Origin of the sequence: Pauljensenia sp. 27098_8_83, assembly GCF_041432695.1 — a bacterium.
Lineage (GTDB): Bacteria > Actinomycetota > Actinomycetes > Actinomycetales > Actinomycetaceae > Pauljensenia.
In genome coordinates, this window is sequence record NZ_JAPWAD010000012.1 from 1 (window position 1) to 23,285 (window position 23,285).

Below are 23,285 nucleotides of genomic sequence, written 5' to 3' on the forward strand. Positions count from 1 at the left end.
GACACAATCCGTCAGTCTAATACGAGAACGCCGACGGCTGAGGCTGATCACTACGTCGACTGGGCTCACTGTGCTGCTGACTCGCAAGACCCGGATGTCCCTGACTACTTACGCGTCGCTATTTGCGCCTATCCTCCGCCAGAGCATGGAGAGGAAGCCAATCCTCAACGTGTTCCGACGACTCGCGAGATTCTCCTGGCTGCGGCCACGATCATTCACGCTGATGGTGCGGGTTTGCATAAGCGGCCGTCGAAGGTGTCGTTTACGAACAAGTACATTCCCACGATCGTGGCAGCCACCCACCCCACACAGACCCACACGATCAACCTGCTGGGCCACGACATTACCATCACTCTCAGAGCCACTAGTTACGAGTGGGACTGGGGTGACGGCACCCCGAACACCGTCACCGCCTACCACGGAATGCCATACGAGAAGGGCATGGACCTGAACAAGGACCCTAGGCTCATCCGCCACTACTACACACCGCCTAACGGGTGGCGCTCGCGCTTCGACGGCCCCTACCCCGACGCCACCCGCACCATCACCCTGACCACCACGTGGAGCGGCACGGCCACCAACCCCTTCACCGGAGAAACCCAAACCATCAACGGCCTCGTCACCACAACGGAAACGACCGGCCCCTTCTACCTCGACCACCTCACCGTCTCCAACACCGACACCTGGGAAGAAAAACAAGGCCACTAGATGGCCGTGTGGGTAAGGACCTACGCCACCACCATGGCGACAGTTCCCGCGCACATGAGGGCGAGGCCGAGCAGGTAGCGCCGCGTGAAACGCTCGTGAAACGCCGCGGCCGACACTGCGACCGTCACGAGAATCGACAGCTTGTCGATGGGCACCACGACGGATGCAGGCCCATCCTTCAGCGCGTGATAGTAGGCCAGCCACGACGCGCACGTCGCAGCGCCCGACGCGACGATAAACGCGACCTCCCGGCCGGGGGGCAGCCGAACCTCGCCCATCCGCCCCTGCGCGCCAACGATCGCCCACGCCATCGCCAGCACCACGAGGGTGCGCACCGCAGTTCCAAGCGTCGGATCCACCCCCGAAATGCCGACCTTCCCGAGGATCGACGTCAACGCGGCGAACAGCGCAGACGCGAGCGCAAACGTCAGCCAGCTGCCACCCCCGTGCAGCGCACGCGGCAGGCCTGAGAGGTCGGAGGGCTCCACCATGAGAAGCGTTCCCGCCGTGATGGTGGCGATCCCGATGACACCCCACAGGCTCACGGGTTCGCCCAGTAAAACGAGCGCGAGGATGATCGCGAGGACCGTCGACAGCTTGTCGATGGGGGCGACGCGGGAGACATCCCCTCGAGACAGTGCCGCGAAGTAACACAGCCACGAAGCCCCCGTCGCCAGTCCGGACAGAACCAGGAACAGCGCAGAAGTCCCACCGATAGACGCAACGCAGGAAGCGGAGCCGGTCAGAAGCGCCATGCCCCACGCGCCAACGGCGACGATGACCGTGCGCAGCGCCGTCGCGACGGTCGAATTCGTCGAGGCGACGCCCGCCTTGGCGAGGACGGACGTCAATCCTGCAAACAGGGCAGACAGGCAGGCCGCGACGATCCACATGAGATCAGCCTAGGCCCGGAATGAAAGGCAGCGCATCTGAGAGAGATGACGGTGTGTCATGTGCACCAGACTGCGGAAAAAGTACGTTATAGTTGTCGCGTATCCAGGCCTCGTGTTGGGGTCACAACGCGGTGTAAAGGAATGACATGTGGGGCAGCCTCAACAAACCGGGTGCTCATGGTGAAAACGTCGGGAATGGGCGAGACCTCCAGCGTGAAACAAGCGGTGGGGACTTGACGGCATCTCAACGGAGCGAGGCTGAACAGCATGCGGTCGAATTCCTGAAGAAGGTCGTGCGCGTGCCCGGCGTGTGCATCAACCGCGACGACTTCCTGCGCCAGGAACTGCGTGAGCGCGGTGTGCCCGAAGAGGTGATTCGGAGGGCGATCGACACCAGCCCTGCGTTCGCTGGTGTCCCGCTAGCTGATCTCGATAGGCTGGCTGAGCAAGCTATCTCCTACGAGACGAACAAATCCGCAGCAATGTCCTTCGCGGCGGGTATCCCCGGAGGATTTGCGATGCTCGGGACGATTCCCGCTGACATCACGCAGTACTACGTGCATGCCTTCAGGATCGTGCAGAAGCTTGCATACCTCTACGGATGGCCCGAATTGCTTAGTGCGAAGGAAGAGGTGGATGACGGGACGATCGGGATCGTCGCTATTTTCTTTGGTGTGATGCTCGACGTTGAGGAAGCCGCCATGTCCCTTTCCTCATTCGCCAGTTCGGCTGTGATGGACACGGTAAAAAAACAAGTGACTAAGCAGTTCCTGGTGAAGACATCATGGTACCGGGCTGCTAAAAAGACTCTGCAGTATATCGGCGTCAATCTGACCAAGAAAGCCTTTACTCAGGGATTCTCAAAGGTGCTCCCCGTCATTGGTGGTGTTGTATCGAGTGGCTTGACTTTTATGTCGCTTCAGTCGCAGTCATCTCGACTGAAGAAACACCTGCGCGAGCTTCCTCCTCCCGGTATTGATAATGAGATGTGGAAGCGGGTCATCACAGCAGCGAACTCTGTCGAACAGGAACAGAGCATCGTGGGTGCTGTCGATGCGGCTTTCCAAGGGAGAGTTGGGATCGCTGCGGTTGGCGTGGTGAGTGCAGCGTCGGGTGTCACCAGCGGCGTCAAGGGCCTCTTCGGTTGGAATAAGTAGCATCTCGGTGACGAGGCCGGGGCCGGGGAGGCGCTTAACCGCGAACGAAGCGCAGGCCTCGGCGCAGTGTTTAACGGGCCACTGTTTCCTACTTTTTCTGCCCCGAGAGTGGGAAAACCTGCCACCATATGCGGGTGAATGAGACGACGAAACCGGCCCTGGCCTCGTCCCAGACCGAGGCGGGCCCCCTGATCCTGCAGGCATTCGCCTGGGACATGGCCCCGGACGCCAGCCACTGGCGCTACCTCGCCGAGCACGCCCGGGCGATCGCGGACCTGGGCGTCACCATTATTTGGCTGCCGCCTGCCTACAAGGGACACGAGGGAATCGACGACGTCGGCTACGGTGTCTACGATCTGTACGACCTGGGTGAGTTTGACCAGCGCGGTTCCGTGCCCACGAAGTACGGGACGAGGGACGAATATCTGGCCGCTATCGAGGCCCTGCATGAGGCGGGTATCGCCGTGTGCGCCGACATCGTCCTCAACCACCGCATGGGCGCCGACGCGACCGAGACCGTGCGAGCCACCCCGATCAACCCCCAGAACCGTCACGAGGCGATCGGCGAGCCCGAGACGATCGAGGCGTGGACCCGTTTCACGTTCCCGGGGCGCGCGGGCGCGTACTCGGATTTCACGTGGGACTGGACGTGCTTCCACGGCATCGACTGGGATGAAGCCACGAAGCGCAACGGCCTGTGGCTCTTCGAAGGCAAACACTGGAACGAGTCCGTCGACACTGAGTTCGGCAACTTCGACTACCTCATGGGCTGCGACGTGCACGTCACCGAGCCCCGCGTCAGCGAGGAGCTGGACCGCTGGGGTCGCTGGTACGTCGAGACGACCGGCGTGGACGCGCTGCGTCTGGACGCCGTCAAGCACGTGGGTTCCGACTTCTACGCCCGCTGGCTCGAAGACCTGCGCGCCTCGACGGGGCGCCGCCTGCCCGCTGTCGGCGAGTACTGGAGCGGCGACGTGCGCGAGCTCGAGGGCTACCTGGAGCGGGTCCCCAACGTCATGCTCTTCGACGTCCCCCTGCACTACCACCTCCACGACGCGTCGATTTCGGACGGCAACGTTGACCTGTCCCGACTGTGGGAGAACACGCTGACGGCGTCCCACCCCGACCAGTCCGTCACGTTCGTCGAGAACCACGACACCCAGCCCGGCCAGTCGCTGGCCTCAACGGTTGCCCCCTGGTTCAAGGCGGCCGCCTACGCCATCATCCTCTTCAACGAGGCCGGGGTTCCGTGCGTCTTTTGGGGTGACCTCCTGGGGTCCCCTGAGTCCGATGACCTGCCCGCCGTGCGCGAACTACCGACCCTCATGTCAGTCCGCTCCCGCGCGGCAGTCGGCCCGCAGCACAACGCTTTCGACGATGCCGACGTGGTCGGCTTCGCCCGCGAAGGTACCGAGGAGATTCCCGGCTCCGGCTGCGCCGTCATCCTCTCCGACCGGATGGCCGCCGAGAAGACCCTCTACGTGGGTCAGCGCCACGCAGGCCAGGAGTGGGAATGCGTCATCGGCGGCCACCCGAGCGTGCGTGTCGCGGACGATGGGACCCTCACGGGCACCGTGAGCGACGGAGGCCTCAGCGTCTACGTGCCGCGCGCGTGAGCGCATCGCGCCCCGGCCTCGTCCCCGTCGACGAGGCCGGGAAACGTGCGTACGAGCGCTACTCCTGGGTGCCACCCAGGGCGGGAATGCGTTCGATCTGATCCTTGAAAAAGGCCTCGGCCGACGCGACGAAACGCTCGATGCTGGTCGAGACCTGCGCGTCCGTGAGCCCGTAGCGGGCGGTGACGAACTGCTCGGCGCACAGGCGCTGACGGCCGTCGTCCAGCGACGCCACGTAGACCTTCGGCCACGTGGTTGCTCCGTTCCAGTCATTGCACGCCTGAATGAGGCGCTGACGAAGCTCCATCGACACGTCCTCGGGGATCGCGGCCCACATGCTCAGGTCCGTGCCATCGTTCGCGATCGAAAAGATGAAGTAGCCGCGCCCGATACCCATGTGCAGGCTCTGGTCTTCCACCCTGTAGTTGAAGTCGTTACGGTCGAAGTAATCGATCAGTCGTTGCACGTTGAGCGGACGCACAATGGTGCGGCGCGAAATGGCGGCCTTGCACTCGGCGATGATTTCCGGCGCGTCCTCGTTGGTCGGATCCATGGCGACGCACTGCTCCAGGTACGTCAGCGCGCTCTCCTCCTCGTCCTGCCAGTACAGGGCTGTGCCAATCCGGTAGTACCAGCGTGGGTCCGCCATGCCTTCAGCTTCGACGCTGCGCAGCAGCTCGATCGCGTGTGTGATGTGATCGCGGAACGAATCCATGTAGGGCTGTGCGTAGTTAATGTAGGCGCGCGCCAGCAGACTCGTCAGCTCGTAATCCATCACCGACGGGGGCTGTCCCTCGATGAGCGCGATGATCTTTTGGTGTTCCTTCTCCTCGTGCAAGAGATTAATCTGGTCGATGAGCGACGAGCGAGAATCCACGGAATCTCCTTCAAACGATGCCGAATGTGACTGCCTGATCACAAGCATAACAGGGCGCGTGTCGGCTCTGAGCCGCTGATGGCCCGCTCGCTGTGTAGGCTGACAGGATGGACCAGACCGGCATGAATGAGGACCGCGTGAACGACGACCTGCGTGCGCGTATGAGCGAGGCCGACGCCGCCCAGTGGGACGAAATCCAGCAGTGGAAAGCCTCCCAGCTGAGCGACAAACGCCCCCGCGCTATCACGCAGAAGATGAAGTCGGCAGCCCTGGCACCGGTGGGCAAAGCAGTGTCCATTGCGCGCAAGGTTCCCGGCGGGGAGGCGTTGACCCGAACCATGTCTTCCGCAGCCCTCGGACTGGTCGAGCTGGCTGCCTCCGCGTCCGAGGCCTCGGTGCGCCGCACGCGCATCCTCAAGGCTTATCGCGCGGCCGGACACGACGTGACAAGCCTGCGAGACATCCGCTCCCTGCCCCTCGACCAGGTGCTCGCGGTCAAGCCTCGCCTGAGCCTCGCATACTCGGGTACGGCAGCCGCGGAGGGGGCGGTCAGCGGCGTGTTCGCCTCCGGGGGCTCTCTCGCCGCTGTGCTCGGCATGGGGGTCGCGTCGGCGCCCGGCGTGGGTGTCACGGCCTCGGCGATGGCCGTCGATATCACGACCTTTCTGGCGGCGGCCACGCGTCTCGTCGCCCACACCGCTGCCTACTACGGCTACGACTCCGAGGATCCCTCAGAGCGCCTCTTTTCCACGATGGTCCTCTCCCAGGCGATCGACCCGGCCGGCAGCGGGCGTGACTTCGTCGTCGAAAAGCAGGCGACGATGCTCGCCTTCAACCAGGTGATGCGCGACCTCGCGCGCAAGGGATCCCTCGAGTCGCTCGGCGGAAGCGCGATCGTGAGCGCCATGAAATCACTCTTCTCAGCGATGGGCGTTCGTCTGGCAAGCCGCAAGCTCGCGCAGATCGTTCCCGTCGCCGGAATCGTCGTGAGCGCAGGGCTTAACGCGGCGCTCATGCGCACCATCGGGGAGACGGCAGATCATCTCTACCGGGAACGTTTCCTCGCAGAGCGTTACGGCCACGTGCAAGCGAGCGGCACGTCGACGGACCTCGTGCCATCAACCGGGCCTCAGGAGCTGAGCGTCGACGTCGCGCGTTACGTCGAACTCGCCGAGGCAGAGAGTCACCCGTAGAGGAGTGGCAGTCCCACTCCCTCTGTGACGTGGGCCTCTTTTTTGTAACCGTTGTAGGCTTGGGGTATGACGGATCAGCCGGAGGAAGAGAACAGTACGCGCGACGATATTCGGCAGCGCATGACTGACGACGATCGTGCTCAGTGGGATGCGATCCAGGAATGGAAGGCCGCTCAGGTTAACCCTCGCAGTCCTCGAGTCATCACTCAGCGCATCCGTTCGTACGTGCTCACCCCTTTGAAAAAAGTGGTTGGCTTCGCGGGCAAGATGCCCGGCGTCGCTACGGTTGCCGGCTGGATCTCATCGGCTGTCCTGGGGCTCGTCGAGAAGGCGACAGCAGCCGCTGAATCATCGGTTCGACGCGAACGAATCGTGAAGGCGTATCGCAGGGCCGGCAACGACGTGGAGTGTCTCGAGGACATCCGAAACCTGGACCTGGCAGAGATCCAATCGGTCAGGCCCCACCTGAAGGTGGGATATGCCGCCGTTACCGCGACGGAAGGAGCGGTGAGCAGCGTATTCGCGACGGGAGGGGCGGTTGCGGCCATCCTCGGTCTGGGCATCGCTTCGGCACCCGGTGTTGGTGTGATTGCAGGGGTCATCGGACTTGATATCGCGACGTTCCTGGCCTCCTCTGCGCGCCTCGTGTCACACACGGCTGCGTACTACGGGTATGACACGAAGGATCCAACGGAAAAGCTGTTTTCCGCGATGGTTTTATCCCAGGCGATCGCCCCGCGAAGCACGGCTGATGACCATGTCGTCGAGGAGAAGACCTCGATGCTTGTGTTTAACAAGGTGGTACGCAAGCTCACCAAACGCGGATCGATGGAGAGCGTCGGGAACAATGCGCTGACCGCATCCGTGAACTCTCTCTTCGCGGCTCTCGGAGCGCGTCTCGTCGGCATGAAGATGGCGCAGATCCTGCCGATTATCGGCATCATCGTCGGCATGGTCCTCAACGCCTCCCTCATGCGCACCATTGGCGTGACCGCCGACCATCTCTACCGTGAACGTCTTCTGATCGAACGATACGGACAGGATGACTCCGCGTCCGATGGTGAAGAAGCAGACGATGAAGAGGATCTGGATACGGAAGTCACGCGCTACATCGAGCTCGCCAAGGCCGACAAGCGCCGCTAGCGCGCCCCGGTTGGGTTAGCTCCTCGAGTTCCAGTTCTGCCAGTCGTTCCAGTCGTCGTCCTGAGCGTCGACCGAGATCATCGGCATACGCGCGGACGAGGCCTGGTCCTCGTTCTCCGCCTCAATGGCGTCGTTGTGGTCCTCGCGCTGCTTGCGGCGCTTGCCCCAACCCCAGCGCTTGCGGCGCTTCGACTCGCCCTCCTGTTCGCGGCGCGCCTCCTCATTCCATGAGAATTCGGAGTTCCAATCTTCCTGGAATTGGGCGGGTACCGCCGGTGCCTGGGGCGTGACGGACGGCTGCGGGGCGACGGGTGCCTGGGGAGCCTGCGGCATGGCCGGAGTCTGCGGCACGAACGGAGCCTGCGGCATGGACGTCTGAGGCTCCTGTGTCTGCGCGACCCGAGGCGTTGCAGGCGTGTACGGCGCGGCCGGCGGAACGGAAGCAGCCGCCTGTTCGGGCGCGGCTGGTGCGGCCTCCGTACGTGAAGGTGCAGACCAATCGAAGGAATTCACTCGGCGAACACGCGGGATCTGGGCGGTCGGTAGCTCGCCGTCATCGATCACGGGAACGAACGAGGCCTGCTGCGTAGGTGCGGATACGGGCTCGGGCGCAATGACGGGTTCGGGCTCCGGCTCCGGCTCAGGCTGTGGCTCGGGCTCGGGAACCGCAATCGGCTCCGGCTCGGGCTCGGGTGCGACGATGGGTTCCGGTTCGGGAACCACAATCGGCTCCGGCTCGGGCTCGGGTGCGACGATGGGTTCCGGTTCGGGAACCACAACCGGCTCGGGCTCGGGCTCGGGAACCACAATCGGCTCGGGCTCGGGCTCGGGAACCGCAATCGGCTCCGGCTCGGGCTCGGGTGCGACGATGGGTTCCGGTTCGGGAACCACAATCGGCTCCGGCTCGGGCTCGGGTGAAGGCACGACCTGAGGAATCGTGACCGGCGCGAGTCGCGGAATTGGAATGCGCGTCGGTGTCGGAATTGTCTCGGGTTCGGCCTCGGGTACGATGACGGGTTCCGGTTCGGGCTGAGGAACAACGATGGGTTCCGGCTCCGGTTCCGGTTCGGGCTGGGGGATGATGATCGGCTCGGGCTCGGGCTGAGGAACGACGATGAGTTCCGGCTCGGGCTCGGGTACGGGGACGGGTTCCTGCTCCGGTTCCGGTTCGGGCTGGGGGATGACGATCGGTTCAGGCTCGGGCTGAGGAACGACGATGGGTTCCGGCTCCGGTTCAGGCTGGGGGATGGCGATCGCTTCGGGCTTAGGCTCGGGCTGAGGAACAACGATGGGTTCTGGCTCAGGTGCGACGGCATGCCGAACCTTCGGGATCAGCATTGTTGCAGGAGCATCATCTTGGTCTGCGGGCGGCACCGGCACAGGGTCCGAGACGCGCGACTCGCTATGGGCACGCTCAGTTGCCGGGTGCTCGTGGTAGACCTCGGCCTCGCGCGTGACGGCCTTAGCCGTCGAGACCTGCTCAGCCGGGATGTCCCCGGCGGGCGCAGGAGCGGGCGCGGGAGCAGGATCTGCCGGAGCTGAGGGCACATAGCGATCGGAGCGAGGCTGGGGGGTGCCTGTAATCGCAGTGGCGTCCTGCCCCTGGGGGAAACCCGGAGCATAGTTCGCAGCAGGTGCATCCGACCCCTGAGCCATCGGCTGCATCGGCTGTGTCGGCTGCGCAGGGAAAACGGCGGGGCGGTGCCCGTTGCGCGAGCGCCTGCGCTTCGGAGGCTTCGCTCCCTGAACGGGAGCCTCGGGTGCGGGAGCCGCAGGTTCGGGACGCGACTTGTGCTGCCAGACAAAGCCGGTATCACGCGGCTTGGGCTGTGGGAGCGAGGCGAGATCGAGCGCAGACGAATCGGCTGCGGAGGGGCGTCGCGCCTCCTCGGGCGAAACCGTTGCTCCTCGGCCCTGATCCACCGCCGGGGCGGTGGCAGTCCGTGGTGACATGTCTGCGGATCGCTCCGGAGCGTAGGGCCCCGAGGCCTGCGTCCCCTGAGGGGCGCTCGGGCGACGTGCGTGGGATGGAGATGCGCTCTGTCCCACGCCCTGCGCGGACTCCTTCGAGCGCTTCGAGCGAACCACGTAAATGATGATGACGACGACCAGCACGATGACGATGAGGCCGACGATTAAGGCGATCAGCAGCCCGAGAGAGGGACCCGAAGAAGAATCGGAATCGGATGAGGCAGGGGTTGTGTTGTCGGAGGCTGTTTTACTCCCGGGCACGGGTGTTGCGCCCCACGGATCCTTCAGCGCGTTCGCACCGGCCGCCGCGGACGGATTCCCGCCGGCGGCAAGTGTTCCTTTCACCGTGATGACCTGCGGGACAGTGCCCGTCCACGTCGACACGGAGAGTGCTCGTCCCTCGTAGGTCGTTGCAGAGGTCGCTGCGCCCGATGTTGCGGACTGCACTTCGCCTTCGACGCTGAGAGACACGGAGGCGAAAGTGAGGGAAGCACCGAACGTTTTCCGATACGCGGCAAGGGTCTGGTCGGTGCGAGCGGAGAGCACGAATGTCCCCGAGTTCTGGAGGGTGAACTCGGATTCATCCTGGGCGCGCGTGTACATCAGCTGCATATGGCAGATAGTGGCGTCGTCGTGCGTCACGAACTCGACGTGCTGGTCCGTGGAACTACCCGCGTATGGTGTGCATGTGGATTCACTCATCGTCCGAGAGGGATCGACGATGGTCAAGGTGTCGACGAGCTGGCCGTCCTTGGTGAGGACGTATGCCTCCGATAGGGTCGGGGCGTCTGCTGCGTGAGCGCCGAATACGACCGTCGACGTGATGAGCAAAGCCCCGAGCGTGGCGCACAGGGCGCGAAAGAATCGCATGCAGTCCTCCTGATATGAACCACTCGATTATCGTCTGTTCGTGGATACAAAGCAACGAGGGGCGCGAGTAGTGATCTAGACTGACCGGTCGTCAAATAATAGTGTGGAGGCTGTCAAAGGCGCGCGTCCTGTATTGACAAGGTGTGATCGTGTCCTGTCACGTAGTATGACAGGTATCTACCTAAGGTCAGGTTTTCGATGACTGGTTGGGTGAAAAACTGATGAACTGAGGAGGGGCCCTGTGAAGTGTCGACCTGCCACGCGTGCTGATATTCCCGAGATGACACGAATTATCACCGAGGGATTCCTTGACTATCCCTTGCATATCATGCTGAAGCCCTACCTCTACCGGCCGGTGCATTACCCGGAATGCGTCACTGTAATCAATCGCATGCTTGCGGATTCGTACCAGCGGGTCCGTCATGCCCTCGTCGTTGAGCATGAAGGGCGGGTTGTGGGCGCGGCACTCCTGCACGATCGCAAGGTTGGATTTGTCCGGAGCTTCCTCAGTGGCGGGTATGAGTTCTTTCGCTATGCATCGCCCTTGCTCGTGAAAGAGTTCTCGGACGCTGTGGATTCAGGGGACCAAGTGACGGCTGAGAAAGGTGACTTCGACTGGTATCTGGAGGTGCTCTCCGTCGATAAGCAGATGCGAGGGCGTGGTGTCGGTCGTTGGCTCGTCTCGCAGGTTCTTCCGGACTATGTGGCCAAACGTGGTGGGCGCGCGTATGGATTTGTGACGTCCACCGAAGAGAACGCACGCTTTTACCTCAATGGTGGGTGTGAGCTTCTGGATCGATTCGACATACATATGCGCGATGAAACATGTCCGATTTGGTCCTTTCAGAGGCGCGCAGAGCGTCTTTGATGAGCGATCCAACGGGTCAATTGCGTTGTGCTCCGGCCCTTCGTCTGCAGCCTAGTCTTTTCGCAGGTCGTAGCGCGTGATGCACGTCCCGCAGTTCCGCTTGACTTCAAGGGCTTGAGGTCTTTTAGGGTGAAGCTATGGCAGGAACTGGCTCCGGGCGCACGTACTCCATTAAGGAGGTAGCGGCGCTCGTTGGCTTGCCCCCGTCCACCCTGCGCTATTACGAGGATGTCAGCGTTATTCCTGCCATCGCTCGCGATGCCTCGAGCGGGCATCGCATATACACCGAGGATGATCTCGAGCTACTGACCTGGGTGTCGTGCCTGTCTGCATCCGGGATGTCGATCGCGGACATGCGCGAATATGTCCGCTCCGGCCTGGGTGGGGACAGGGACATCTCCGAGTTCGTGACCCGGCTGGAACAGCAGGATGCCCGCCTCCAGGAGGAGGCGCAGATTATTGACCTTCGTCGTGAGTTCTTGCGCACAAAGATTGCTTACTGGCGCGCGATCAAACACGAGGATGTCGCAGAAGCTGAGCGCTTGGATATCGATGCGCGCGCGCTCGCGGAGCGTCTCAAGAAGTGGTCAATGCGTTCGTGAAAGCCTAGTGGGGCGGTCTTCATGCCTGCTCCGAACGCCGCCCCGCTAGGGGGCACGGGGCCGCGTATCCCGGTTGGATGCGCGGCCCTCATTCATGGTCGCCCCGGAGTCCAGTAGGGGATGTGTTGTCTCAGGTAGGCCATCTCTCGCTCGATCGTTGGAGCAAGGTGCTCCCAGGTGAGCGCGTCGTCCCCGTGCCACGCGATTTCGCCGATGACGAGGAGCCTGGGGAGGAGGTGGTAAAAGAGCAGGTCTGGGGTCGTTACCGAAGTGGACCAGGCAACGGCCTCGACGCCTTTGAGTCGCTCGCTGTGAAGCATGGGCGGGAGCTGCTCGGCGATCTGGCGCGCGGTGAGTGGGGGCTGTGGTGACGAGGAATCGAGTGAGGGGTGGCTGAGGGTTAGCAGGTCGGAGTCTGCGAGTACCCATGAGGCACCCGACGTGGCTGCGTCCTCGTTCTCGGTTCCACTGTGGCGTGAGGAGAGGAGGATCGTCCCAGGTGGTGGGCCGCCGTAGGCGTGGATTGCCGTGTCCCATGCGGCCGCGCGCCGGCCATGGAAGTGGAGGACGCGCATGGCTCTGTCGATGAAGAGGCGCTCAATGTCTCGTCCGGAGCCGAGGCCAGCCCGTGCGAGCCGTCGGTCCCGTTCCCATGGGCTCCAGTCCGTGCGGGGTATGCCGATGTGGATGATGGGGGAGGGGAATAGATCGCAGGCGTGATGGAAGGCGGCCTCGACGAATTGGAGGGATGAGGCGAGGGGCCACAGCGTTGAGTTGTCCTCTTGGGGGGAGACGAGGTCGGGGTTGCCCACGTGCGGGTATGCGCGGATTGCAGCGCCGGCTGCGGATGGGATTGAGATTTCCGGAATGATGCGCACGTCCCGCTGCGCGGCGAAGCGAACGAGGTGTCGAATGTTTGCGTCGGAATAGAAACCCTGAGTGGTGCGTGCGGGTGACGTACGCCATGAGCCTGATTGCTGGGGTGTGCACGTGCGGTCGTACCAGTGTGCCGGATTTCGTGGAATCTGTGCTCCGACAGATGTGAGCGCCGGGTAGCCGGGTACTGGGAGACGCCAGCCTGCGTTGTCTGTCAGATGCCAGTGCAGGATGTTCAGGCGGTAACGCGCCATGACGGTGATGATGAGCTCCATGACGGGCACTGACCAGAATGTGCGTGCGGAGTCAATGAGGAGGCCGCGCCACGAGCATGCCGGTGGCTTGGTGGGATCGTGAGGGAAGGGGGAGGGTGATGTCGCCATTGCGTCTCCTAGAGGTGGACTTATTAAAGTGTAACAAGCGTCACTTATGCTGAGGGTCGGTTTAAAGGGTGTCAATCTCTTCAGTTTCAAGGGAAATGGTGAATATCTTCCGACTGTCGGGTTTGTCATTTAGGGATACAATACCTCTGCTAATGTGAACCTAGTCATACTCGAAGAGGAGTGTTTTATGCTGTCGACTGACACAGTGTCTCTGAACCCCAACCCGCTGGTGCAGGCCCTCGGAAAGCCCGCGAAGGAATTCACGAAAGCCGACATCATCGGCTACATCGAAGACAATGACATCCAGATGCTCAACCTCCGCTATGTCGGAGGGGATGGGCGTCTGAAGACCCTGAACTTCGCGATCCAATCCAAGGCTCACCTGGACCGGGTGCTGACGCTCGGAGAACGCGTCGACGGTTCCTCGCTGTTCGCATTCGTCGAGGCGACCTCCTCGGACCTGTATGTCGTGCCGCGCGTGGCCACGGCGTTCCTCAATCCCTTCGCGCACATCCCGACCGTGGATATTCTGTGTGGCTTCTACGATGTTGACGGCCAGCCCCTGGCCTCGGCGCCCCAGGAAATCCTGCGCAAGGCGCAGCGTGCGCTCAAAGAGGAGACGGGCTGCGAACTGCAGGCACTCGGCGAACTCGAGTACTACCTATTCTCGGAAGAAGAAGAACTATTCCCCGTCGAGCCCCAGCGCGGCTACCACGAGTCCGGTCCCTTCTCGAAGTGGGAGGACGTGCGCACGGAGACACTCGCACACCTCGTTGCCATCGGCGCCTCGGTGAAGTACGCCCATTCCGAGGTCGGTAACTTCGTTGCCGACGGACGTCAGATGGTTCAGCAGGAGATCGAGTTCCTGCCCGTCGACGCCTTGGACGCGGCCGACCAGATGGTGCTCGCCAAATGGGTGCTGCGCGAAGTTGCCCATTCCTATGGCATTCATGTCTCCTTCTCGCCGAAGATCGCCGTGGGACAGGCGGGTTCCGGCATGCACTTCCATACCCGCATCGTGAAGGACGGCGTCAACCAGTTCTCGACGGGGTCTGGTCTGACGGACACCGCGCTCAAGGTGATTGGCGGCTACCTGTCGCATGCGGCATCACTGACCGCATTCGGCAACACGGTCCCCACCTCGTTCCTGCGTCTTGTTCCCCACCAGGAAGCACCGACCTCGATCTGCTGGGGCGATCGCAACCGTTCCGTGCTCGTGCGCGTCCCACTCGGCTGGCAGAACATCGACGATTCGATGTTCCGTGATGCCAACCCCATCGAGCCGCCGATCGCCGACCTGCCCAATGACTCTCAGACGGTGGAGCTGCGCAGCCCCGACGGGTCCGCAGCGGTCCACCTGCTTCTTGCAGGCATCGCCGTCGCCGCGCGTCTCGGCCTGACACAGCCGGGCATGGAAGAGTACGCGCGTGAGCGCAAGGTCGACGGCGACGCCTCTCAGACCCCCGGCCTCGACCAGCTGCCGGCCTCCTGCTTCGAGGCTGCCGACAGGCTTCTCGCCCAGCGCGCGGACTATGAAGCGAAGGATGTCTTCCCGGCAGGCCTCATCGACTCGTGGGCGTCCCGCCTCATCGACCTGGGAGACGAACACCTGCGTGATGACCTGGCAGACTCGCGCGTGTCAGTCGAGGAACTTGTGGAGCGCTACTTCCACATCGGCTGATCCATCGACAAGTGGCCCCGACCTCGTCCCCGAGGTCGGGGCCACTGTGGTCCATGGACGCCTAAGAGTGGTCGGGCGGGGAAAAGCGCTCAGTGGCTGACTGAGCGTCAGGACGGTCGCAGGCCTGAGCACTCGCGGGTGCATTCTCCTCGGACGTTGACGAGGTCGGCGCGAGAGACCGCCTCCCGTAGGGGGTGGCAGCGCTCTTGCGCGTCGAAGCGGAGCGTCGCTGCGCGTCACGCAGCGTAGCGTCACGCTCGAACTGCGCGTCCGCAGCCACCTGGCGCGAGCGCGCAGATCGTCGCGCGAGACCAGTGATGACAGCCAGCGCAAGGACGCCGCCCGTGATGGCCGCGATCGGTGTCAGCGACCGTGCAGTGGAGGTGTGCACCCGCCCGTCGGAGGATGCTGCAACGGGTGCCGACGGCGATGGGCTAGGGGAGGGCGCCGCGGTGGGCGCATCGGTGTCAACAGTGCCCGTCGCGCTCACGTTGCCGGTGACATCGTGCCAGGTGACCGTGCTCGCGTCCGTCTTCGTCGAAGCCCCGGGGGTGGTGATCTGCCCGTCGTTCGAGGCCTCGACGATGACGGAGCTGTGCGCGATCAGAGTGACGGACTCGATGGACGCAACAGCGTCGGGCGTTGCGAAGCCCTCCAGGAGACGCGTCGACGTCGACTCGAAGTGGAAGACCCCGCCGTCGTCGACCGAGACGACCTCAGCGCCGCCGTCCTCAAGGTCCCACGTGAAACGGCACCCGTCCACGCCGTCGACCGTCACGAGGAGGGAAGACGTCGCCTTGGCGGCCGTGCCCATCGACTGACACTGCTCGCCAATGAGCGCCTGATCCGTCACCAGCGTCACCTGATGGGTCGCGCTGACGCCCGGCGTCATTTCGTAGACCTCGGCCAGGCGGATCTGCGTCGGGTTGTCGGCGAGCGTTGCAGCCCCGCCCGCGGTCAGGGTGAGAGCCCCCGCGGTACCGAGCAACGCTCGCACACACCTCATGCGGCCTCGTCCTCCGCGCGCAGGCGAGGAACCGACGTCTTCTCCGGGCGGATCCCCACCTTGTCCGCGTAAAACGCGCGGATAACCTCCATGTCGGCGCGCACGTCGCCCGTCAGCTGGTACGTCGGACCCCAGCCGAAGGTGCGGGTGTTGCGGTCAATAAAGCCGAGTTGAATCGGCACGCCCGCCTCCATCGCGATCCGGTAGAAACCGGACTTCCAGTAATCGCGGCGCGAACGCGTGCCCTTCGGGGTGATGCACAGCGTGAATGAATCCGCCTCGCGGATGCGCGAAGCGACCTGGTCGACGAGGCCGTGCGCGGCGCTGCGCTCCACCGGGACGGCGCCGATCTTCTTGACGAACCAGCCGAGCAGCGGCGCCTTGACGACGGAATCCTTCACCAAGAATGAGAACGTGCGCCCCGACTTCCACATGGAAATCGCCATGAAGACGCCATCCCAATTCGAGGTGTGCGGAGCACCGATGACGATGACCTTGTCCGGCAGGGGCTGGGTGGTCAGCTTCCACCGGGAAACGGACAGGTACGCGGACGCGATCGCGGAGGTGAGAGCCATGGGGGCCTTTCTGGTCGTAGCTGGAGCTAATCCTACCCGTGGGGCGGTCAGTCCAGTGACTCCACGGCGAGCGTCTGCGTCATGATGTGGGGATGCCCCGGCCACAGCGTGAGCGCCCGCTCGCGCACCGCCGCCGTCTCCACGCACACGAAGTTCTGCCACTCGCCCTCACCGATGTCGCTCATGGTGGCAGCGCCCTGCGACCAGGGATTCCACACGATCGTCGAGCCCGAGCCGTTCTTGTGCACGACGATACGCCGTCCCAGCTTCGGGTCGATGACCTGGACCTGCGCCGTGGAGGTGTAGACGCGGTCGGTGGGGCCAATGAAGGTGATGTCGCCGCTCTGGGTGGCATAGCGCTCCCGGACCTTGTCGTAGTAGCGCTCGCCGTCCAATCCCTCCACCGTCACGTCCTTGACGTCGCCGACGTGCAGGTAGGTGTGTAGGGCCGCCTCGATCGCGAAGGGGTGGTCGTCCTCGTTCGTGAGAGTCAGGGTTGTGTTCAGTTCGTCCCCCGCGGATACGTCAAGGCGTGCGCAGAACGAATGGGGATAGAGCAAGGAGGTTTCGCCCGTGTGGTGCAGCTCGAAGGAGAACGAGGCCGGGGCGTCGTCCGCGGGCAGGGCGGACGAGCGTAGCGTCCAGAGTGACGTGCGGGCAAACCCGTGCGCACCTGCGCCGTCCCCCGGCCTTGTCGGCGAATCGGTGGGGCTGCCGAACCAGGGGAGGCACAGGGGGATGCCGCCGCGGATCGCCTTCGTGCCGTCAAGCACCGCGCGGGAGGAAAGCCACAGGACATCGGAATGGCCGGTGGGGCGCCATGACAAGAGGTGTGCACCGAAGGGGGTGACAAGGGCCGAGGCCGCGGAAACCTCTGCGCTGAGCGTCGCGATGTCAGTCATAGTATTCAGTAAACGCCATCGCTTGTTATCGAGCAAATAGACCGGCCGGAGGTCGCTGAGATGGCCACCTGATGACCGTGACGTGGTGGAATTCGCAGGGTGGGGATCGCATTGCCCGTCGTTGAGTCGATATTCTTGAGGACGTATGTGCGTGAAATCGGTTCGAACCGCTCGTCTTCGCGACGTGCTCGCCCCCAACGCGCATAAATCTGTATCCACATTTGAGGAGTCCACATATGTCCACGCGTCCCGACCTGCGAAACGTCGCGATCGTCGCACACGTCGATCACGGAAAGACCACGCTGGTTGACGCAATGCTCTGGCAATCCGGAGCGTTCTCCGAGCGTGACACGGTCGAAAAGACCGGTGAGCGCGTCATGGACTCCGGCGATCTCGAGCGCGAGAAGGGCATTACCATTCTCGCGAAGAACACCGCCGTCCACTATCGCGGCCCCGCCGCACAGGCTCTCGGCCTGGAAGATGGCGTCACCATCAACGTCATCGACACCCCCGGCCACGCCGATTTCGGTGGCGAGGTTGAGCGTGGCCTGTCGATGGTCGACGGCGTCGTCCTCATGGTTGATGCCTCCGAAGGTCCGCTCCCGCAGACGCGCTTCGTGCTGCGTAAGGCCCTCCAGGCTCACCTGCCCGTCATCGTCGTCGTCAACAAGGTCGACCGCCCCGACTCGCGCATCGAAGAGGTCGTCTCCGAGACCACCGACCTGCTGCTCTCGCTGGGCGAGGACCTCATGAATGAGGGCATCGACATCGACGTGGACTCTCTCATGGACGTCCCCGTCGTCTACGCCTCCGCCAAGGCCGGCAAGTGCTCCCTGGAGAACCCGGGCGACGGCCAGCTGCCCACCGAGGACCTTGAGCCCCTGTTCGAGACCATCCTCAACCGTATCCCCGGCCCCTCCTACGACGAGGACATGCCGCTGCAGGCACACGTCACCAACCTGGACGCTTCGCCGTTCCTGGGCCGTCTCGCCCTGCTGCGCATCCACAATGGCACCCTCAAGAAGGGCGCGGACGTGGGCCTGGCGCGCCACGACGGCACGATCCAGCGCGTCCACATCTCCGAGCTGCTGGCCACCGAGGGCCTCGAGCGCGTGTCCACCGACTCCGCTGCCCCCGGCGACATCGTCGCCGTCGCCGGTATCGAGGACATCATGATCGGCGAGTCCCTCGTCGACCTCGATGATCCGCGTCCTCTCCCGCTCATCACGGTCGACGACCCGGCCATCTCGATGACCATCGGCATCAACACCTCGCCCATGGCGGGCCGCGTGAAGGGCGCCAAGGTCACGGCCCGTCAGGTCAAGGATCGCCTCGACCGCGAGCTCATCGGCAACGTGTCCCTGAAGGTCCTGCCCACCGAGCGCCCCGACGCCTGGGAGGTCCAGGGCCGTGGCGAGCTCGCCCTGGCAATCCTCGTTGAGCAGATGCGCCGCGAGGGCTTCGAGCTAACCGTCGGCAAGCCGCAGGTCGTCACCAAGGAGATCGACGGCGTCCTCAGCGAGCCCATGGAGCGCATGACGATCGACATCCCCGAGGAATACCTCGGCGCGGTGACGCAGCTGATGGCCGCCCGCAAGGGCCGCATGGAGACCATGGCAAACCACGGTTCGGGCTGGATCCGCCTGGAATTCGTGGTTCCCGCGCGAGGCCTCATCGGATTCCGCACGCGTTTCCTCACCGAAACGCGCGGCACCGGCATCGCCTCGTCCATCGCTGACGGCTACGCGCCCTGGCAGGGCACCATCGAGCAGCGCCTCACGGGCTCCCTCGTCGCCGACCGCGCCGGCCAGGCCACGCCGTACGCCATGACGAACCTGCAGGAGCGCGGCTCCTTCATCGTCGAGCCTTCCTCCGAGGTCTACGAGGGCCAGGTTGTGGGCGAAAACCCGCGCGGCGAGGACATGGACGTGAACATCTGCCGCGAAAAGAAGCAGACCAACACCCGCAGCGCGACCGCCGACGTGTACGAGTCGCTGACCCCCTCGCGCAAGCTCACCCTCGAGGAGTCCCTCGAGTTCGCAGCCAACGACGAGTGCGTCGAGGTCACGCCCGAGGCCGTGCGCGTGCGCAAGGTCGTCCTGGACGCCCAGGAGCGCTTCAAGATCGCCGCCCGCGAGCGTCGCGCCAACCGCTGAACTGCCTCGCCCTCCGCTCGCTAGATGGTGGGCGGAGGCGGCACGCGCTTGCCTGTCACCATCGTGCGGGCATCCACGCGGACCGGCCCGCGCCTCGTCGCAACGGTGACGTGCGTGGGAGCAACCTCGAGCGCCTCTCCGAGCGCATCGTGCAGCCCGTCTGCCAGGCGGTAGCGGATGACGATCCTCTCGCCGACCCTGAAGCTCATCCACGGCAAGGCGGGAATTGCGCCAGGTGCGCGTGCGGAAATTTCCTCGCGCGCCCCATCCGTTCCGTTCGATGGAATCGGCGTATTTCCGCCGCTTGTGGCGATCTTTGTGGCGCGGGGTGACTCGGGGTTGCTCATACGTGAATAATAGAATCAACGAGTCTTTAGAACTGACCAGGAGGAACGTCTCATGACCTACGTCATCGCGCAGCCCTGCGTGGACGTCAAGGATCGCGCATGCGTGGACGAGTGCCCCGTCGACTGCATCTACGAGGGTGCCCGTTCGCTCTACATCCACCCCGAGGAGTGCGTGGACTGCGGCGCATGCGAGCCCGTGTGCCCGACCGAGGCCATCTTCTACGAGGACGACCTGCCCGATGAGTGGTCGGACTACCTGCGCGCCAACGCCGAATTCTTCAACGAGCTGGGCAGCCCCGGCGGCGCCCAGAAGACCGGCGTCCAGGACTTCGACGATTCGATGATCACCGCGCTGCCGCCTCAGAATGAGGACTGGAAGGCCGAAAACCTCTGACAGTCGATAGGGTAGGGGTATGACCACGATCCTTCCCCGCCCCCTTGACCTGCCCGAATTCCCCTGGGATCAGCTGGCACCCGCAAAAGCGCGCGCGGCCGGCCATCCCGGGGGAATTTGCGATCTCAGCGTCGGAACACCCGTCGACGATACGCCCGCGTTCATCCGCGAGGCCCTGGCCGACGCATCCAACGCGCACGGCTACCCGACGGTGATTGGCACTACCGAGGTGCGCGATGCGATCCTTGCGTGGGGACAGCGACGGGGCATGGTCGACGTTGGCCGCGGCGGCGTGGTCCCCACGATCGGATCGAAGGAAGCAGTCGCCTGGATTCCCGCCCTCCTGGGTGTGTGCGCGGGCGACGCCGTCCTCGTGCCCGAGGTTGCCTACCCGACCTACGACATCGGTGCCCGGCTCGCGGGTGCCACGCCCGTCGCCGTGGATCCGACGAACCCCGAGCGCTGGCCCGAGGCCGCGCTCGTCTACCTGAACTCCCCGGGCAACCCCGACGGCCACGTGATGAGCAAGGACGAGCTGCGCGCGGTCGTCGCCTGGGCGCGTGCCCACGGCGCAGTCGTCGTCTCCGACGAGTGCTACGCGGCGCTGCCCTGGTCCGAGCCCTACGTGAGCGAGGGCGTGCCCTCTCTGCTCGACACGGACGTGTGCGACGGCGACGCGAGCGGTCTGCTCGTCCTGTACTCGCTGTCCAAGCAGTCGAATCTTGCGGGCTACCGAGGCGCCCTCATCTACGGTGATCCCGCGCTGGTCGCCCCCATCGTGAGCGTGCGCAAGCACTCCGGGCTCATGGTGCCCGCCCCGGTTCAGCACGCGATGGCGGTCGCCCTCCGCGACACTGAGCACGTGGAGCGCCAGCGCGGCGTCTATGCGGCGCGTCGTGCCCTCCTCCTCGATGCGCTGACCGATGCTGGCCTCGACGTCGACCCCGACAGCGCCGCTGGCCTGTACCTGTGGGTCGCCGACCCTGCCAACCCGACCGACTCATGGGCGCTCGTGAACCACCTGGCCGACCTCGGCATTCTCGCGGCGCCCGGCGACTTCTACGGCACGGCCGCCCACGGGCGCGTGCGCGTGGCCCTGACCGCCACCGACGAGCGCGTGGCTGCCGCAGCGAAGCGCATCCGCGAGGCATGGAACGTGCGCTGAGAGACGCGTCGATACAACGAGGCCGGGGCCACCCGCGTACACTGCGCACGGGTGGCCCCGGCCTGGTTGATAGGAAAACTCAGTTCGACGCGTGCAGTGCGTCGTTGAGCTCGATGCCCACCACGCCCGCGCGGGCAATGGCCTCGATACGGCCGGTCTGGGAGTTGCGGCGGAACAGGATGTTCGACGCACCCGACAGCTCGCGGGCCGCAATCGTGCGCGGCTCGGCCTCGCCGGAGGAATCAATGAGCGTGACCTTCGCGCCGGCGGTCACGTACAGGCCGGCCTCGACCACGCAGTCGTCGCCCAGAGCGATGCCCAGGCCCGAGTTCGCGCCCAGGAGGCAGCGCTCGCCCAGGCGCACGCGCTGCTTGCCGCCGCCCGAGAGAGTGCCCATCGTGGAGGCGCCGCCGCCCACATCCGAGCCGTCGCCGATGACGACGCCCTGCGAGACGCGGCCCTCGACCATCGAGCGGCCCAGCGTGCCGGCGTTGAAGTTGACGAAGCCGGCGTGCATGACGGTCGTTCCCTCGGAGAGGTAGGCACCCAGGCGCACGCGCGTGCCGTCGGCAATGCGCACGCCGGTCGGCAGCACGTAGTTGACCATCGGCGGGAACTTGTCGACGCCCTGCACGGTCACGGGGTGGCCGTCACGGGCGCGCAGGCGCAGGCGGGTGGCCTCAAAGTCTGCGACAGCGCACGGGCCGGCGTCCGTCCACACGACGTTGGGCAGCACCGCGAAGATACCGTCCAGGTTGATCGTGTTGGGTGCCACCAGGCGGTGGGAGAGCAGGTGCAGGCGCAGGTAGGCGTCCTCCGTCGAGGCGGGGGCCTCTTGCAGGTCAATCGTCGTGTTCACGACGACGGTGCGCACGCGGCGCGCGTCATCGACGCGTTCCAGCACGGACAGCGAGGTCGCCAGTTCCTCGTCGGTGCCGGGCTCGCCCAGGTGCGGGGCGGGGTACCACGTGTCGAGTGTCGTTCCGTCCAGAGTGATCGTTGCGAGGCCGATGCCCCATGCAGTGCTGTTGTCCATGTCCCTACAGTACGGGGCGATGGGAGGGGGACAAGCGCTGAAACTCAGGGGCGCGGCGCATCCCACAGGTGGGGCCAGAATACGCCGAGCTCGGTGGCCATGGACCGCAGCAGGGGCAGGGAGATGCCGACGACCGAGTGATAATCGCCTGTTACGCCCTCGATGAAGGGCCCGCCGAGCCCATCGACCGTAAACGAACCGGCAACGTGCAGGGGCTCGCCGGTGGCCACGTATGCGTCGATCTCGGCATCCGAGATGTCCCCGAAGTGGACCTGGGTCGAGGCGGAGCGGGTGAGGCTTGCGCTTACCGTGCGTTCCTCGGCTGTGCCTTCGTACCTCGACGAGGCCGGGGCGAGGATAGCCGCGCAGTGGCCTGTCCACAGGGTTGCGGTCGTGCGGCGCATGGCGCGGATGCGCTCGCGTGCGACGTCGGGAGTGTGGGGCTTGCCCAGCATCTGGCCGCCGATCTCGAGCATTGAGTCGCAGCCGACGACGAGGACGGGCTCGCCCTCGGGAAGGTCGGAAACCTTGCCGGGGGCGCTCAGTGAGGCGCAGACATCCGAGCACTTAGCTGCTGCGAGCGCTGCGACTTCGTCGGCGGGGGTGGTTGTGCCGCCGCAAAAGGCTCGACCTCCGGGGAGTGCGGCGAGGATGGCGTCCTCGTCAACCGTTGATACATGAACGATTGGTGTGATGCCCGCCGCAATGAGGGTCGCGCGGCGGGCGGGGGATGCTGAGGCAAGAACAAGGCGCATGAGGACATTGTCTCCCAACGTGCTTCCTGCGCACAGACAAGGTGCAATTTGGTGCAGGAATCTCGGTTTTCGCAGGTAAACGTGCAATTCTCTAGAGAAAAACCCATCAGA

21 protein-coding genes are annotated in these 23,285 nt (G+C 64.4%); 11 read left to right on the forward strand and 10 right to left on the reverse strand.

Annotated elements, in window-relative coordinates; translation table 11 throughout:
- Positions 1-708, forward strand: a 708-nt coding sequence (locus O3656_RS05695; protein ID WP_500063022.1) for a hypothetical protein, incomplete at its 5' end; no start/stop codon positions are given.
- 20 nt (positions 709-728) lie between these two features.
- Here the strand turns inward: O3656_RS05695 and O3656_RS05700 are convergent.
- Positions 729-1,601: an EamA family transporter gene (locus tag O3656_RS05700; RefSeq protein WP_500063023.1), complete on the reverse strand. Its 873-nt coding sequence runs from the start codon at positions 1,599-1,601 to the stop codon at positions 729-731.
- A 146-nt stretch (positions 1,602-1,747) separates the two neighbouring features.
- On the opposite strand from O3656_RS05700, the gene O3656_RS05705 reads away from it, so the two are divergent.
- Positions 1,748-2,758: a hypothetical protein gene (locus O3656_RS05705; RefSeq protein ID WP_500063024.1), complete on the forward strand. Its 1,011-nt coding sequence runs from the start codon at positions 1,748-1,750 to the stop codon at positions 2,756-2,758.
- Between the two features lie 128 nt (positions 2,759-2,886).
- Entirely contained in the window at positions 2,887-4,374 is a 1,488-nt protein-coding gene (locus tag O3656_RS05710; RefSeq protein ID WP_500063025.1) for an alpha-amylase, read from the forward strand.
- Positions 4,375-4,432: 58 nt separating this feature from the next.
- Here the strand turns inward: O3656_RS05710 and O3656_RS05715 are convergent, their stop codons facing one another.
- Positions 4,433-5,251: a YbjN domain-containing protein gene (locus tag O3656_RS05715; RefSeq protein ID WP_500063026.1), complete on the reverse strand. Its 819-nt coding sequence runs from the start codon at positions 5,249-5,251 to the stop codon at positions 4,433-4,435.
- A gap of 107 nt (positions 5,252-5,358) precedes the next feature.
- Between O3656_RS05715 and O3656_RS05720 the strand changes: the two genes are divergently transcribed.
- Complete coding sequence (locus tag O3656_RS05720; protein WP_500063027.1) at positions 5,359-6,444, forward strand: EcsC family protein; 1,086 nt, start codon at positions 5,359-5,361, stop codon at positions 6,442-6,444.
- A gap of 66 nt (positions 6,445-6,510) precedes the next feature.
- On the forward strand, positions 6,511-7,587 hold the full coding sequence (locus O3656_RS05725) for an EcsC family protein (protein ID WP_500063028.1): 1,077 nt from the start codon (positions 6,511-6,513) through the stop codon (positions 7,585-7,587).
- A gap of 15 nt (positions 7,588-7,602) precedes the next feature.
- On the opposite strand, the gene O3656_RS05730 is transcribed toward O3656_RS05725, so the two are convergent.
- Positions 7,603-10,428 (reverse strand): hypothetical protein, encoded by a 2,826-nt coding sequence (locus O3656_RS05730; RefSeq protein ID WP_500063029.1) that lies wholly within the window; start codon positions 10,426-10,428, stop codon positions 7,603-7,605.
- Between the two features lie 280 nt (positions 10,429-10,708).
- Between O3656_RS05730 and O3656_RS05735 the strand changes: the two genes are divergently transcribed.
- Positions 10,709-11,296, forward strand: coding sequence for a GNAT family N-acetyltransferase (locus tag O3656_RS05735; protein ID WP_500063030.1), 588 nt, complete (start codon positions 10,709-10,711; stop codon positions 11,294-11,296).
- A 137-nt stretch (positions 11,297-11,433) separates the two neighbouring features.
- Entirely contained in the window at positions 11,434-11,898 is a 465-nt protein-coding gene (locus O3656_RS05740) for a MerR family transcriptional regulator (RefSeq protein ID WP_500063031.1), read from the forward strand.
- 92 nt (positions 11,899-11,990) lie between these two features.
- On the opposite strand, the gene O3656_RS05745 is transcribed toward O3656_RS05740, so the two are convergent.
- Positions 11,991-13,157 (reverse strand): family 20 glycosylhydrolase, encoded by a 1,167-nt coding sequence (locus tag O3656_RS05745; RefSeq protein ID WP_500063032.1) that lies wholly within the window; start codon positions 13,155-13,157, stop codon positions 11,991-11,993.
- 187 nt (positions 13,158-13,344) lie between these two features.
- Here O3656_RS05745 and O3656_RS05750 point away from each other — a divergent pair, with 187 nt between their 5' ends.
- Positions 13,345-14,838 (forward strand): glutamine synthetase family protein, encoded by a 1,494-nt coding sequence (locus tag O3656_RS05750; protein WP_500063033.1) that lies wholly within the window; start codon positions 13,345-13,347, stop codon positions 14,836-14,838.
- Positions 14,839-14,899: 61 nt separating this feature from the next.
- Here O3656_RS05750 and O3656_RS05755 read toward each other — a convergent pair whose 3' ends face one another.
- From O3656_RS05755 to O3656_RS05765, 3 genes are read right to left on the reverse strand one after another with little or no spacing between them, the layout of a single operon-like run.
- Entirely contained in the window at positions 14,900-15,844 is a 945-nt protein-coding gene (locus O3656_RS05755) for a hypothetical protein (protein WP_500063034.1), read from the reverse strand.
- Positions 15,841-16,419, reverse strand: a complete 579-nt coding sequence (locus tag O3656_RS05760; protein WP_500063035.1) for a 1-acyl-sn-glycerol-3-phosphate acyltransferase — start codon at positions 16,417-16,419, stop codon at positions 15,841-15,843. The genes O3656_RS05755 and O3656_RS05760 overlap by 4 nt, the downstream gene beginning before the upstream one ends.
- Before the next feature lie 47 nt (positions 16,420-16,466).
- Positions 16,467-17,321 carry a D-hexose-6-phosphate mutarotase gene (locus O3656_RS05765; protein ID WP_500063036.1) on the reverse strand — a complete coding sequence of 285 codons (855 nt, stop codon included), beginning with the start codon at positions 17,319-17,321 and terminating at the stop codon, positions 16,467-16,469.
- A gap of 236 nt (positions 17,322-17,557) precedes the next feature.
- Here O3656_RS05765 and typA point away from each other — a divergent pair, with 236 nt between their 5' ends.
- Positions 17,558-19,477: a translational GTPase TypA gene (typA, locus tag O3656_RS05770; protein WP_500063037.1), complete on the forward strand. Its 1,920-nt coding sequence runs from the start codon at positions 17,558-17,560 to the stop codon at positions 19,475-19,477.
- Between the two features lie 20 nt (positions 19,478-19,497).
- On the opposite strand, the gene O3656_RS05775 is transcribed toward typA, so the two are convergent.
- Complete coding sequence (locus tag O3656_RS05775) at positions 19,498-19,824, reverse strand: putative acetyltransferase (protein WP_500063038.1); 327 nt, start codon at positions 19,822-19,824, stop codon at positions 19,498-19,500.
- A gap of 52 nt (positions 19,825-19,876) precedes the next feature.
- Between O3656_RS05775 and fdxA the strand changes: the two genes are divergently transcribed.
- Both fdxA and dapC read left to right on the forward strand, forming a co-directional pair.
- Positions 19,877-20,218 (forward strand): ferredoxin, encoded by a 342-nt coding sequence (gene fdxA / locus O3656_RS05780; RefSeq protein ID WP_500063039.1) that lies wholly within the window; start codon positions 19,877-19,879, stop codon positions 20,216-20,218.
- A gap of 19 nt (positions 20,219-20,237) precedes the next feature.
- Positions 20,238-21,383, forward strand: a complete 1,146-nt coding sequence (gene dapC / locus O3656_RS05785) for a succinyldiaminopimelate transaminase (protein ID WP_500063040.1) — start codon at positions 20,238-20,240, stop codon at positions 21,381-21,383.
- Between the two features lie 79 nt (positions 21,384-21,462).
- On the opposite strand, the gene dapD is transcribed toward dapC, so the two are convergent.
- Together dapD and O3656_RS05795 are read right to left on the reverse strand one after the other, a co-directional pair.
- On the reverse strand, positions 21,463-22,419 hold the full coding sequence (dapD, locus tag O3656_RS05790) for a 2,3,4,5-tetrahydropyridine-2,6-dicarboxylate N-succinyltransferase (protein ID WP_500063041.1): 957 nt from the start codon (positions 22,417-22,419) through the stop codon (positions 21,463-21,465).
- Positions 22,420-22,463: 44 nt separating this feature from the next.
- Positions 22,464-23,174, reverse strand: a complete 711-nt coding sequence (locus O3656_RS05795; RefSeq protein ID WP_500063042.1) for a Maf family protein — start codon at positions 23,172-23,174, stop codon at positions 22,464-22,466.
- Positions 23,175-23,285 lie beyond the last annotated feature (111 nt).